This is a genomic window from Streptomyces sp. NPDC026515 (genome assembly GCF_055567595.1).
This window is the reverse complement of record NZ_JBVHQD010000004.1, coordinates 50,914-63,522: the sequence shown is the minus strand read 5'-3', so window position 1 is coordinate 63,522 and position 12,609 is coordinate 50,914. Positions and strand designations below refer to the sequence as shown.

Sequence of the window (12,609 nt, the reverse complement as noted above, 5' to 3'; positions counted from 1 at the left end):
GGGCCGTCACCTCGCTGGTGCCGGTCCTCGTGGTGATCCCCGCGCGGCGCCGGTACTCCTCGACGTACGCGAGGAGCGCGGGGCCGCGCGGGCGCCGCCCGGGCCGGATGTCGCAGGTGAGCACCTTGCTCTCCTGGATCAGTACGTTGGCGTCGGCCACCACGCCCATCAGGTCGTTGACGACGTCGCCGGTGGTGATGCCGCGGCCGCCCCAGTGGTAGGGCATCCAGATCTGGTGGACCGTGTGGCCGTCGAGCCGCAGCGGGGCCAGCCGGTCGGTGACGACCACCTTGGCCTCCACCGCGGTCCGGCTGGTGATCACGTGCGCCCAGTCCATGTGGTGCAGCCCGCGCTCGGCGGCGAGTTCCGGCGAGACCTCCACCGTCAGTCCCGGCTGGAGTTCCGAGAGGCAGGGGAGCTGACGGCTCATCGCGCCGGCCGTGTGGTGCTCGGTGTACCGGGAGGCGGTGAACACGTACGGGAACACGTCGGTGTGCGGCTCGGGGGGCGAGGGGTTGTACGGGTTGTCGGTGCGCGGGTAGGTGAGCCGGGTCGGGTTGGACTGCTGTGTGTAGAGGGCGTTGCGCACCGGGGACTCTTCGGGTTCGTAGTGGGTGGGCAGCGGCCCGTCGACCAGGCCGGTCGGTGTGAACAGCGCCGCCTTCCCGTCGCCCATCATGATGAACGCGTCGTCCCCGGCCAGCGCGTCCGTACCGGTCGCCTGCGGCGGCGGCTGGTGGTGCGGCGGCTTGTGGCGCTGGAAGTCGGGCACGTCGTTGCCGGTCCACTCACCGCGGTCCGCGTCCCACCAGACCAGGGCCTTGCGCTCGCTCCACGGCCGTCCGTCCGGGTCGGCGGACGCCCGGTTGTAGAGGACCCTGCGGTTGAGCGGCCACACGAAGGCCCACTGGTTGTCCGTGATCGGGTGCTCGAACCGCGAGGTGCGGCGGCGGGCCTGGTTCGTCTCGTCCGCGAAGACGCCGCTGTAGATCCAGCAGCCGCACGCGGTGGTCCCGTCGTCCTTGAGCTCCTCGTAGGAGTTGACGGTCCGTCCGGTGGTGAGGTCGATGCCGTTGATGTGGCGCAGGACGTCCTCGGCGGACGGTTCGTCCCCGTGCTCCAGCGCGTAGTCCCAGGCCAGATCGAGGACCGGTCGGTCGCGTTCGTCCTCGGACCCCGCCAGCTTCTCCCGGACGAGCCGCCCGAGGTGGTAGAAGAACCACAGGTCGGAGCGGCGGTCGCCGATCGGTTCGAGCGCCTGGTCGCGCCACTGGACCATGCGCTGGGTCTGGGTGAACGTGCCGCACTTCTCGACGTGCGAGGCGGCGGGGAAGAAGAACACCTCGGTCCTGCAGGTCTCGGTGGAGATCTCGCCCGTCTCGATCTCGGGCGCGTCCTTCCACACCGTCGCGCTCTCGATCATCGCCAGGTCGCGGACGACCAGCCACTCCAGGTTGGCGATGCCGAGCCGCTGGAGCCGTCCGTGGGCCGATCCCACCGCCGGGTTCTGCCCGACCAGGAAGAAGCCGTGGACCGTGCCGGCGATCATGTCCATCGCGGTGCGGTAGGTGCCGTGGTCGCCGTTGATCCGCGGCAGCCAGTCGTAGCAGAAGTCGTTCTCCGCGGTGGCCGCGTCACCCCAGTACTCCTTGAGCAGGGAGACCATGTACGTCCTGGCGTTCGCGAAGTACCCCTTGCGCATCACATGGCGTACGTCGTCCACGAACCTGGTCAGGCTGGTGTGGGTGACGTTGGGCATCGGCAGGTAGCCGGGCAGCAGGTTGTACAGGGTCGGGATGTCCGTGGAGCCCTGGATGCTGGCGTGACCGCGCAGCGCCAGGATGCTTCCGCCGGGGCGCCCCATGTTGCCCAGCAGCAGCTGGACGATGGCGCCGGCCCTGATGTACTGGGCGCCGACGGAGTGCTGGGTCCAGCCGACGCTGTAGACGAGCGAAGTGGTGCGCTCCCGGCCGGAGTTCTCGGTCCAGGCGCGGCACACGTCGAGGAACTGCCGCCGGGGGATGCCGCAGACCCGCTCCACCATCTCCGGGGTGTACCGGGAGAAGTGCCGTTTGAGGATCTGGAGCACGCAGCGCGGGTGCCGCATCGTGGGGTCCGTGGCGATCCGGCCGGCGGTACCGGGCAGGTCCTCGTGGCCGCCCGCCGACTGCGCGGGGGTGGCGGAGATGAGGGTGCTGCCCTGCCTGCCGTCGCCCTCGCCGCCCACGCACTCGTACGCCCAGCTGCTGCTGTCGTACTTGCCGGTCTCCGGGTTGTAGCCGCTGAACAGCCCGTCCAGGTCCTCGGTGTCCCGGAAGTCCTCGCGGACCAGGAACGTGGCGTTGGTGTAGGCCCGTACGTACTCCTCGAAGTGGAGGTCGTGGGAGAGGATGTGGTTGACGACTCCGCCGAGGAAGGCGATGTCGCTGCCCACCCTGATCCGCACGTGCTGGTCGGCGTGCGCGCTGGTGCGGGTGAACCGGGGGTCGATGTGGACCACCCGGGCCCCGAGCTTCCTGGCCTCGACGACCCACTGGAAGGCGACCGGATGGGCCTCGGCCATGTTGGAGCCCATGATGACGATGCAGTCGGCGTCCGTCAGGCTCTCCGGGGTGTCCGTGGCACCGCCACGGCCGAGCGAGGTTCCCAGACCGGGAACCGTGGCGGAGTGTCAAATGCGCGCCTGGTTCTCGATCTGCAGGGCGCCCAGGGCGGTGAACAGCTTCTTGATGAGGTAGTTCTCCTCGTTGTCCAGCGCCGCTCCGCCCAGACTGGCGAAGCCCATGGTGCGGCGGAGCGGGTTGCCCTGTTCGTCGGTGTCCTGCCAGCCCCGGCGGCGGGCGTCGAGAACCCGGTCGGCGACCATGTCGAGGGCCGTCTCCAGGTCCAGGTCCTGCCACTCGGTGGCGTACGGGGCCCGGTAGCGCACCTTGTCCTCGCGCTGCGGTCCGGTGACCAGCTGCTTGCTGGAGGAGCCCTTGGGGCACAGACGGCCGCGGGAGACCGGGCTGTCCGGGTTGCCCTCGATCTGGGTGACGTGCTCGTCCTGGACGTAGACGTTCTGGGCACAGCCGACGGCGCAGAAGGGGCACACCGAGTGCACGACCCGGTCGGCGTCCTCGGTGCGGGGCGCGAGCTTCCTGGACCGCTTCGACTCGACGGCCCTGCCCCGGCCCAGCCGGTCGGCTCCGGTGATCTGCCGGTACACGGGCCACAGGTCCGCCCACCGCTTCACGCCCATCCGCCCGCTCCTTCGCGTCAGGGCCCCCGACCTCCCCTCCAAACTACCCGCGGGGTGGGCCGCGGCAAGTCAGGGCGCCGCGGACCCGGCCCCGGCCCGGCCCGCGGTGGCGAGCGAGCGTGCGGCGCCGGCCAGTATCCCGGCCGCCCGGTCCACGTCCGCCGGTGTCGTCCAGCGGCCCGGCGACAGCCGCACGGCGGCCAGTGCCCGGGGGTCGTCGAGGCCCATAGCGCGCAGTACCGGTGACGGCGTGTGCGTCCCGCTGTGGCATGCCGAGCCCGTGGAGGCGGCGAGCTGCGGCACGGCGGCGAGCAGGTCGTGGCCCGTGGTGCCCTCGACGCTGACGTTCAGGGTGCCGGGCAGGCGGTGGACGACGCTCCCGTTCAGGCGCACCCGGCCGGGGAGCGCCTCGGTGAGGCTCCGGTGCAGGCGGTCGCGGAGTGCCTCGACGCGCCGGGCACCGCCCTCGGCGAGTTCGGCGGCGGCTAGTTCGGCGGCGGCGCCCAGCGCCACGGCGAGGGCGACGTTCTCGGTGCCGGCGCGGAGCCCGCCCTCCTGGCCGCCGCCGTGCACCAGAGGTTCGAGGCGGACGCCGGCCCGTACGCGCAGCGCGGCCACGCCCTTCGGGGCGTACATCTTGTGGCCCACGACGGTCAGCAGGTCGGCGCCGAGCGCCCGTACGTCCACCGGGACCTTGCCGGCGGCCTGGGCGGCGTCGCAGTGGAACAGCGCGCCGTGGTCGTGGGCGAGCCGGGCCAGTTCGGCGACCGGTTGCAGGGTGCCGGTCTCGTTGTTGGCGGCCATGACCGAGACCACCGCCGTCCGCTCGTCGAGCGTCGCGGCCAGGTCGGCGGGATCGACCAGGCCCTCCCCGTCGACGGGCAGGCAGGTCACGTCCACGCCGTGCAGGCGGTGCAGGGCACGGCAGGTCTCCAGCACCGACGGGTGCTCGGTGACCTGCGTGATCACGCGCCGTCTGCCGGCGGCGGAGGCGAGGACGGCGCCGCGCAGCGCGAGGTTGTTCGCCTCGGATCCGGAGCCGGTGAGTACGACCTCCCGCGGGTCGGCTCCGACGAGCGCGGCGATCTGCTCCCGGGCCCGGGCCAGGGCGGTGCGCGGTTCCCGCGCGTAGGCGTGTGCGCTGGACGGGTTGCCGAAGCAGTCGGTCAGGAAGGGGAGCATCGCCTGCACCACCCGGGGGTCGACGGGGGTGGTGGCGTTGTTGTCCAGGTAGATCGGAGCGTCGCCCCGGCCCGGGGGCTCCGGTGTGTCGGTCATGGTCCCTGCGCATTCGTTCGGTCGCGGACGGAGCCGGGCCCCGGGTGCGGGTGCGTGCGCCGCCCCGGAGCGTCACATGAAGTTGCGGGTGTGCAGTGCGGACAGGTCCGCCGCCTCGTCGTCGGGGAAGCCCAGGCGTCCCAGGCGGTGGCGGCGTCCTTCGTCCATCTCGTTGCGCAGCCGCTGCACCGCCTGCCAGCCGCGGGCGATGTCCCCTGGCGCCCAGGAGCCGGCGGCGAGCAGCACCAGGGAGTCGGAGACGTCCTGGTCGAGTCCCGCGGTGCCGGTCAGGGCGTCGTGGCGCCGCTCCACCGCGGCACGCAGCCGGCCGTGCAGCAGCGGGTCGACCGCGGCCCGGTGCTCCAGGTGCCCGACACCGAACACCACGTGCCGCGCCTCGTCCTGGCGCACCAGACGGCTGATGCGGCGGGTGACCGGATCGGGGGCGTGCCGCTCCAGGAAGGACAGCAGGTTCAGGAAGCTGCCCTCCCCGAGCACCGACAGCAGGAAGGAGGCGACGGAGAAGTCCGGTTCGGTCAGCAGGCTCGCCAGGGAGGCCCGGCCGCCCACCGAGGAGGTTCCCATCTCGCCGCCGCGCAGCAGCGCCCGCCTGGTGAAGACCTCCACGTGCCTGGCCTCGTCGGCCGCCTGCACCGCGAGCAGCTGGAGCACCTCGCGGAAGTGCGGATGGACCTGGACCAGCAGCCGCCCCGGGATCACCAGGGCGGCCTGCTCGTTCTCCACCAGGTAGGTCATCACCTGGACGACGGCGGCCACCACGGGGAGGTACGGGGCCTGGACGGCGTCCGGGTACCAGCCGGGAGCGTCGAGGTGGAAGCGGCCGCTGATCCGGTCGGCGTGCGGGCGGCGCGCACCTTGAGCTGGGCGGCGGCGAGGCGCCGGGTGAGGATGCCGGTGCCGCAGGCGAGGTCGAGGAGACGGCCGGAACGGTCCGGGCGGCCGGGATCAGGCCGCGGACGGCGTCGGCGGCCGCCTCGGCGCGCGCTTCGCCGCCGCGCGTCGCGTCGTAGGCACCGGCTTCCCTGTCGTGGTCGAGCACATGGCTCAGTGTGCGCCGTGGCCTGGGGCGATGTCCTCAACCCTGCGGGCGAGTTCGAAGTCCAGGGCGGTGACGGCACCGCCCACGCTGTGCGTGTTCACGGTGAGGGTGACCGTGTGGTAACCGAGCGTGAGGTCGGAGTGGTGGTCCAGCTCGTCCTGGATCCGGGCGATGTGCAGGACGAGCGCGGCGGCTGCGAAGTGCGAGTCGAGACGGTAGCCGCGGGCGAGCCGGTCGCCGTCCAGCGACCAGCCGGGCAGCTCGGTCAGCCGGTCCTCGATCTCCTGCTGCGCCAGCGGTTCGACGGCCATGATGCGGCTTCCTTCCCTCAGGTGCCCGGAGGCGTACGTGGGTTCAGCCTGCCACGACCGGGCCCTGCGGGCGCACCCGCATCGCGCGGCGCGCCTGCCCCGCACCCTCCTCGGCTACGGTCGTCGGCATGACCGCTGCCTCCTCCGGCCCCGCCGCCTCCCCGCCCGCCCCCGACGGGAAGGGTGCCGGTCCGCTGCTGCGCGCCTGGCGGGAGCGGCGGCGGGTCAGCCAGCTGGAGCTGGCACTGCGTGCCGGCTCCTCCGCGCGGCACATCAGCTTCGTCGAGACCGGCCGGTCCCGCCCCAGCGAGGAGATGGTGCTGCGCCTGGCCGAGCACCTGGACGTGCCGGTCCGGGAGCGCAACGCGCTGCTCCTGGCGGCCGGTTACGCCCCGCACTACCCGCAGACCCCGCTGGAGGACCCCGCGCTGGACGCACTCCGCGATGGCATGCAGCGGCTGATCCAGGGCTACGAGCCCTACCCGGCACTGGTGGTGGACGCCACGTACACGGTGGTCGCCGCCAACCGGGGCATCTCGATGCTGCTGGAGGGGGTACCGGAGTCCCTGCTGACGCCCGCGCCGAACGCGATGCGGCTGACCCTGCACCCCGAGGGCCTGGCACCGCGCATCCGCAACCTGCGCGAGTGGCGCGGACACCTGCTGGAGCAGATGGCTCGGCGGATCGCGCTGCACCGCTGCGACGCGCTGCGGGAGTTGTACGAGGAGGTCACCGCCTACCCGGCCCCGGCGGGCGCGGACGACGGGCGGCCGACGGAACCGGCCGTCTGGTTCGCGCTGCCGATGCGGATCGAGCACGAGGGCCGGGTGCTGTCGTTCGTGTCGTCCATCTCGACGTTCAACACCCCGATGGACGTGACGGTCGCCGAACTGGCCATCGAGACGTTCCTGCCGGCGGATCCGGCGACCGCCAAGTACCTGCATTCGTTGGCAAGTTGACTCAAGAGGTTGCTTCGACCAGATGTGCGAGGCGGCATCGCGTGACACACTGCTCCCCGTACTTGTGCGCGTAGGGGAGGCGTGGCGTGAGTGAGCGGCGTGCTGCGCCCACCGTAGGGCAGGTCGTGCTCGGCAAGCGGTTGCAGGAACTGCGGGAGGCCGCGGGCCTCGGCCGGGACGAGGCCGCGCGGGTGTTGCGGGTGGCGCAGGCGACCGTGCGGCGGATGGAGATGGCCGAGGTCGCGCTGAAGATCCCCTACGTCCAGGTGCTGCTGGAGACGTACGGGGTGCCCGAGGAGGAGCACGCGGCGTTCGTGCGGCTGGCCGAGGAGGCCAACCAGCCGGGCTGGTGGCAGCGGTTCCACGACGTGCTGCCGGACTGGTTCAGTCTGTACGTGAGCCTGGAGGGCGCGGCCCGGGTGGTCCGCTCCTACGAACCGCACTTCATTCCCGGCCTGTTGCAGACCGAGGCCTACGCGCGGGCCGTGCTGGAGGCCGGCACCATAGGCCACGGTGACCCCGCGGCCGTGGAACGGCATGTGTCGCTGCGCCTGACCCGGCAGCGGCTGCTGGAGCAGGACGATCCGCCGCACCTGTGGGTGATCATGGACGAGACGGTGCTGCGGCGCCCGGTCAGCGCCGACTGCGAGGTGATGCGCGGCCAGGTCGACAAGCTGCTCGCCTTCATCGCGCGCGACCGGATCACGCTGCAGATCGCCGAGTTCGCGAGCGGCCCGCACCCGGGGACGTACGCGCCGTTCACCCTGTTCCGGTTCGCCGAGCCCGAGCTGCCCGACATGGTCTTCACCGAGTACCTGACCGGCGCCCTGTACCTGGACTCCCGCGACGAGGTCGGCGCCCACCTGGAGGTGCTGGACCACATGACGGCCCGGGCCGCCTCCGCGCAGCGCACCGAGGAACTGCTGCGGGAGTACCGTGACGGCCTCTGAGGAACAGCGACCGTGAGCGCACCCGAGCCCGCGCTCCCCGCCGTCGACACCAGCCGGCCGCATCCGGCGCGGGTGTACGACTGGTGGCTGGGCGGCAAGGACGACTACCCGGTGGACGAGGAGCTCGCCCGGAGGATCCTCGCCGTGGACGGCACGGTGCTGCGCGGGGCGCGTGCCAACCGCCGGTTCATGCAGCGGGCCGTGCGCGCCGTCGCCGAGTCGGGGACCCGGCAGTTCCTGGACATCGGCACCGGCATCCCCACCGAACCGAACCTGCACCAGCTGGTGCAGGGCGTCGCGGCGGAGTCGAGGGTGGTGTACGCGGACAACGACCCGATCGTGCGGCACTCGGAGGCCCTGCTGCGCGGCACGCCCGAGGGCAGCACCGCCTACGTCCACGCCGACGTCCGCGACCCCGGCACCCTGCTGGCCCACGCCGCCGAGACCCGCTCGCGCCGGGCAGCCACCTGATCCTGTCCCAGGTCACCCCCGATCTCAGTCCCGGGGCCGTCGCGCAGGCGGCCGCGCACTTCCGGCGTGGCGGCACCCCCTTCCACCCGCGCCCGCTGACCGGCTTCCTCCGCTTCGTCGACGGTCTGGAACTGCTCGGGCCCGGGGTGATCCCGGTCTCCGGCTGGCGACCGGACCCCGAGGACGTGTCCCTCCAGGAGGAGGGCGTCGTGCCGGTCTACGGGGCCGTCGCCCGCAAGGCCTGAGCCGTTCGGGTGTCCCGCCCGGCGACACGTGCGGATGTCCTGGACAGGTGAGCCCGCGCGGCTCGGCCGGTGACCCGTTCGGATCCTCTGGACAGGTGCGTTCCCACGCCCGCCCCTAGCGTCGAAGCGACGGGTGAGCGAGGGAGCGCAGGTGACCGACACGGAGACACCTCCCAGGGAGCCCGGTGCGGCGCCGCTCGGTGCCGCCCGGTTCTTCCGCCCCGGCACGCCCGCGCCCGACCCGCCGCGCAGTGCGGCCCAGACCGGCGGCCGGGAGGCCGGCGCCTTCCACCGGGACCGCTGGAGCGACGACAGGGTCATGGTCCGGTACATCCCGCCCCTGTCCCCCGTGGTGCACGCGCCGTCCGGGACGGGCCACGGCGGAGAGGACGCCCAGGACCTCTTCGCCGCCATCGACACCCTGCTCGACCTCGGCGAGGAGCCGGACGCGGGGACCGCCGCCGCGCTGGGCATGACCGCGGCGGAGATCGGGACGATGTACCGGCTGCCGGCGATCGTCAAGTACGAGGACCGGTATGTGATCCCGACCTCGGCGGTCGGCGACGCACGCCGGCTGGAGGGGTCCGCGCTCCCGGAAGGGTGCGGCCTCGATCACGGCGGCGGCCCCGGCATGGACGGCGACGGACCCTTCCGCCAGGACTCGGGCCGGAATCTGCTCCCCCTGGTGTCGGTGGAGAACCTCCACCTGCCGCGCGTACGGCAGACCGCCGACACCCCGGACGAGGCGAAGGAGACCTGATGTCCACGGACGCGGTGTTCTACCAGGCGGCGGCGCTCTGCCTCACCTATCCGGACGACGACTTCGTCGCCCGGCTGCCGCTGCTGCGCGAAGCGGCGCCGCAACTGCGGGAGTTCACCGACCACGCGGCGGTGACCCCGCTTCAGGAACTGGCCGCGCACTATGTGCAGGTCTTCGACTCCAAGAACCGGCACAGCCTGTACCTCAGCTGGTGGCACGACGGCGACACACGCCGCCGGGGCATGTCACTGGTGCGCTTCAAGGAGGTCTACGAGGCGTACGGCATGGAGTTCACCGGCGAGGAACTGCCGGACTTCCTGCCCGCCGTCCTGGAGTTCACGGCCCGCACCGGTAACACGGACCTGCTCACCGAGCACCGCGACCGCCTGGAGCAACTGCGGCGCGGGCTGGGTGACTTCGGCACCCCTTACGCATGTGTGCTGGACGCGGTCTGTGCGGCCATGCCGAGCGCAGGCACCGGAACTCGCCCATGAGCATCCTCCTGCGGGGCGCCCTGCCCTGCGTCGCGTTCGCGCTGCCGCCGGCCGGCGTGGCCTGGCGGTACCGCCGCGACACGTACGGCTGGACGACCCGCTCCTGCCAGATCCACCAGTAGAAGCTCCTCAACACCGCCTCGCCCGTCCTCCACTGCGGCATCCTGTGTTGCGCGCCACGACGGCCGACGGCAGCCTGTTCACCCTCCGGCCGAGAACGGCCCTCATGTCGGACGTCCCGGTCCTCCACCAGATCCACGCCGTCATCGGCACGGCCGTGATCGCCCTGGTACCTCGTCCTCCCCTACCCGGTCCGCCGCAGCCGGGACCGCCGCCGACCGGGCCCCCGCCCGGACCGCCGGGGCCGGGAGACGACCACCCGCCGCTGACTCAGCCGGCCTCTCCCCTGGCGTCGTCCACGATCTCCGCGTCCACCACGCCTTCCTCGTCGGCGTCGGCCGGACGCCGCTCCTCGGGCGAACCGCCGGAGGCACCCGCGTACATGGCCTGGCCCATGCGCTGGCTGACGGTCGCCAGGTGCTCGACACCCCGGCGCAGCTCCGCGGTGTCGGCGTCGCGGTCCAGCAGGGTCCTGAGTCCGCTGATCGCCGACTCCACATCGGTCCTCGTGTCGGGCGGTACGCGGTCCTCGTTCTCGCGGATGAACTTCTCGGTCTGGTAGGTGAGCTGCTCGGCCTGGTTGCGGGTCTCGGCGGCCTCGCGGCGCTTGCGGTCCTCCTCGGCGTACCGCTCCGCCTCCCGCATCATGCGGTCGATGTCGTCCTTCGCGAGGGCGGAGCCGCCGGTCACGGTCATCTTCTGCTCACGCCCGGTCGCCAGGTCCTTGGCCGAGACGTGCATGATCCCGTTCGCGTCGATGTCGAAGGCGACCTCGATCTGCGGGACTCCACGCGGTGCCGGCGGCAGGCCGGTGAGGTCGAAGACGCCGAGCTTCTTGTTGTAGGCGGCGATCTCGCGTTCGCCCTGGTAGACCTGGACGCCCACCGAGGGCTGGTTGTCGGCGGCGGTGGTGAAGATCTCCGAACGCCGGGTCGGGATCGTGGTGTTGCGCTCGATCAGTTTGGTCATGATGCCGCCCTTGGTCTCTATGCCCAGGGACAGCGGAGTGACGTCCAGCAACAGCACGTCCTTGACGTCACCGCGGATCACGCCCGCCTGCAGGGCGGCGCCGACCGCCACCACCTCGTCCGGATTGACGCCCTTGTGCGGGTCCTTGCCGGTGAGTTCCCTGACCAGGTCGGTGACGGCGGGCATCCGGGTCGAGCCGCCGACCAGGATCACGTGGTCGATCGCGGACACCTCCACGCCCGCGTCCTTGACCGCCTGGTGGAAGGGCTTCTTGCAGCGGTCCAGCAGATCCGCGGTCAGCTCCTGGAACTGGGCTCGCGTCAGCTTCTCCTCCAGGTGCAGCGGGCCCTCCGCCGAGGCCGTGATGTACGGCAGGTTGACCGACGTCTCCGTGGACGAGGACAGCTCGGTCTTCGCCTTCTCGGCGCCCTCGCGCAGGCGTTGCCGGGCCATCTTGTCGTTGCCGAGATCGATGCCGTACTGCCCCTTGAAGCGTTTCACCAGGTGCTCGACGATCCGCTGGTCCCAGTCGTCGCCGCCGAGGCGGGTGTCGCCGTTGGTGGCCTTGACCTCGATCACGCCGTCGCCCATCTCGAGCAGGGAGACGTCGAAGGTGCCGCCGCCGAGGTCGAAGACCAGGACCGTCTGCTCCTCGCCCCGGTCGAGGCCGTAGGCGAGCGCCGCGGCGGTCGGCTCGTTGATGATCCGCAGCACCTTCAGGCCGGCGATCTCCCCGGCCTCCTTGGTGGCCTGCCGCTGCGAGTCGTCGAAGTACGCGGGTACGGTGATCACGGCATCGGTGACGTCCTCGCCGAGGTACGCCTCGGTGTCCCGCTTGAGCTTCTGCAGCACCCGCGCCGACAGCTCCTGGGCCCGGTACCGGGTGCCGTCCACGCTCCCGCTCTCCGGGAACCGCCAGGTCCCGTCGCCCATGTGCCGCTTCACCGAGCGCGCGGTGCGGTCCACGTTGGTCACCGCCTGCCGCTTGGCGACCTCGCCGACCAGCACCTCGCCGTTCTTCGCGAAGGCCACCACCGACGGGGTGGTGCGCGCCCCCTCGGCGTTGGCGACGACGGTGGGCTCACCACCCTCCAGGACGGCCACCACCGAGTTCGTCGTACCGAGGTCGATCCCGACCGCACGTGCCATGTCCGTCCCCTTCCGCCCGGCCACTTCCCCGAATCCAGCACAAAACCAACAGCGAGCGGTTGTCAATGCCGGGTGCGCCGTGAACGACGAAGCCGCGCCCCGTGGCGGGGACGCGGCGTCCGAAGGAGGAAGGACGGTCAGGCGAGCTTCGCGTCCAGGGTGATGGTGGTGCCGGCCAGGGCCTGGCTGACCGGGCAGTTCTTCTTGGCGTCCTCGGCGGCGGCCTCGAAACCGGCCTCGTCCAGGCCGGGCACCGTGCCCACGACGGTCAGGTGGATCCCGGTGATGCCCTCACCCGGCTGGAAGGAGACGTCGGCCTTGGTCTCCAGCCTGGTGGGCGGGGTGCCGGCGCCGGCCAGCGCGTGCGAGAGGGCCATGGAGAAGCAGCTGGAGTGGGCGGCCGCGATCAGCTCCTCGGGGCTGGTCTTGCCGTTGGACTCCTGGGAGCGCGAGGCCCACGTGACCGGCTGCTCGCCGATACCGGAGGAGTCGAAGCTGATGACACCGTTGCCCTCGAGGAGGTTGCCCTCCCACACGGTGTGCGCGATGCGCGTGACGGCCATGGTTGTTCCTTTCGGCGTACGAAGGCGAGTGAACCGGTT

Annotated in this window: 9 protein-coding genes and 3 pseudogenes; 6 read left to right on the top strand and 6 right to left on the bottom strand. The window is 71.9% G+C overall.

Features of this window, described 5'->3' with window-relative positions; translation table 11 throughout:
• Positions 1 to 16: 16 nt before the first annotated feature.
• From fdh to ACZ4O3_RS08745, 4 genes and pseudogenes are all read right to left on the bottom strand, one after another.
• Positions 17 to 3,241, bottom strand: a pseudogene (fdh, locus tag ACZ4O3_RS08760) (formate dehydrogenase); the annotation flags it as partial.
• Positions 3,242 to 3,310: 69 nt separating this feature from the next.
• The gene (locus ACZ4O3_RS08755; protein ID WP_467721710.1) at positions 3,311 to 4,519 is read right to left on the bottom strand and encodes a cysteine desulfurase family protein; all 1,209 of its coding nucleotides are present in this window, start codon (positions 4,517 to 4,519) and stop codon (positions 3,311 to 3,313) included.
• Positions 4,520 to 4,591: 72 nt separating this feature from the next.
• Positions 4,592 to 5,296: a ferritin-like domain-containing protein gene (locus ACZ4O3_RS08750; protein ID WP_467721709.1), complete on the bottom strand. Its 705-nt coding sequence runs from the start codon at positions 5,294 to 5,296 to the stop codon at positions 4,592 to 4,594.
• Positions 5,297 to 5,584: 288 nt separating this feature from the next.
• Positions 5,585 to 5,890, bottom strand: a complete 306-nt coding sequence (locus ACZ4O3_RS08745; protein WP_362720186.1) for a 4a-hydroxytetrahydrobiopterin dehydratase — start codon at positions 5,888 to 5,890, stop codon at positions 5,585 to 5,587.
• 128 nt (positions 5,891 to 6,018) lie between these two features.
• On the opposite strand from ACZ4O3_RS08745, the gene ACZ4O3_RS08740 reads away from it, so the two are divergent.
• The 6 genes and pseudogenes from ACZ4O3_RS08740 (at position 6,019) to ACZ4O3_RS08715 (ending at position 9,891) form a co-directional block, all read left to right on the top strand.
• Entirely contained in the window at positions 6,019 to 6,849 is an 831-nt protein-coding gene (locus ACZ4O3_RS08740) for a helix-turn-helix domain-containing protein (RefSeq protein WP_362720188.1), read from the top strand.
• A gap of 86 nt (positions 6,850 to 6,935) precedes the next feature.
• On the top strand, positions 6,936 to 7,799 hold the full coding sequence (locus ACZ4O3_RS08735; protein WP_467721708.1) for a helix-turn-helix domain-containing protein: 864 nt from the start codon (positions 6,936 to 6,938) through the stop codon (positions 7,797 to 7,799).
• A gap of 12 nt (positions 7,800 to 7,811) precedes the next feature.
• Positions 7,812 to 8,515: pseudogene (locus tag ACZ4O3_RS08730) on the top strand (SAM-dependent methyltransferase).
• Between the two features lie 319 nt (positions 8,516 to 8,834).
• A pseudogene (narY, locus tag ACZ4O3_RS08725) lies at positions 8,835 to 9,275 on the top strand (nitrate reductase subunit beta); the annotation flags it as partial.
• The gene (gene narJ, locus ACZ4O3_RS08720) at positions 9,275 to 9,769 is read left to right on the top strand and encodes a nitrate reductase molybdenum cofactor assembly chaperone (protein ID WP_362720194.1); all 495 of its coding nucleotides are present in this window, start codon (positions 9,275 to 9,277) and stop codon (positions 9,767 to 9,769) included. The pseudogene narY and the gene narJ, both read left to right, overlap by 1 nt.
• Complete coding sequence (locus ACZ4O3_RS08715) at positions 9,766 to 9,891, top strand: respiratory nitrate reductase subunit gamma (RefSeq protein ID WP_467721707.1); 126 nt, start codon at positions 9,766 to 9,768, stop codon at positions 9,889 to 9,891. The genes narJ and ACZ4O3_RS08715 overlap by 4 nt, the downstream gene beginning before the upstream one ends.
• A 268-nt stretch (positions 9,892 to 10,159) precedes the next feature.
• On the opposite strand, the gene dnaK is transcribed toward ACZ4O3_RS08715, so the two are convergent.
• Positions 10,160 to 12,007, bottom strand: coding sequence for a molecular chaperone DnaK (dnaK, locus tag ACZ4O3_RS08710; protein ID WP_362720197.1), 1,848 nt, complete (start codon positions 12,005 to 12,007; stop codon positions 10,160 to 10,162).
• A gap of 137 nt (positions 12,008 to 12,144) precedes the next feature.
• On the bottom strand, positions 12,145 to 12,570 hold the full coding sequence (locus ACZ4O3_RS08705) for an OsmC family protein (RefSeq protein ID WP_362720200.1): 426 nt from the start codon (positions 12,568 to 12,570) through the stop codon (positions 12,145 to 12,147).
• Positions 12,571 to 12,609 lie beyond the last annotated feature (39 nt).

Coding starts and splice junctions, on each gene's coding strand:
- ACZ4O3_RS08755 (WP_467721710.1), bottom strand. CDS start 4,519: ATGACCGACACACCGGAGCCCCCGGGCCGGGGCGACGCTCCGATCTAC.
- ACZ4O3_RS08745 (WP_362720186.1), bottom strand. CDS start 5,890: ATGGCCGTCGAACCGCTGGCGCAGCAGGAGATCGAGGACCGGCTGACC.
- ACZ4O3_RS08740 (WP_362720188.1), top strand. CDS start 6,019: ATGACCGCTGCCTCCTCCGGCCCCGCCGCCTCCCCGCCCGCCCCCGAC.
- narJ (WP_362720194.1), top strand. CDS start 9,275: ATGTCCACGGACGCGGTGTTCTACCAGGCGGCGGCGCTCTGCCTCACC.
- ACZ4O3_RS08715 (WP_467721707.1), top strand. CDS start 9,766: ATGAGCATCCTCCTGCGGGGCGCCCTGCCCTGCGTCGCGTTCGCGCTG.
- dnaK (WP_362720197.1), bottom strand. CDS start 12,007: ATGGCACGTGCGGTCGGGATCGACCTCGGTACGACGAACTCGGTGGTG.
- ACZ4O3_RS08705 (WP_362720200.1), bottom strand. CDS start 12,570: ATGGCCGTCACGCGCATCGCGCACACCGTGTGGGAGGGCAACCTCCTC.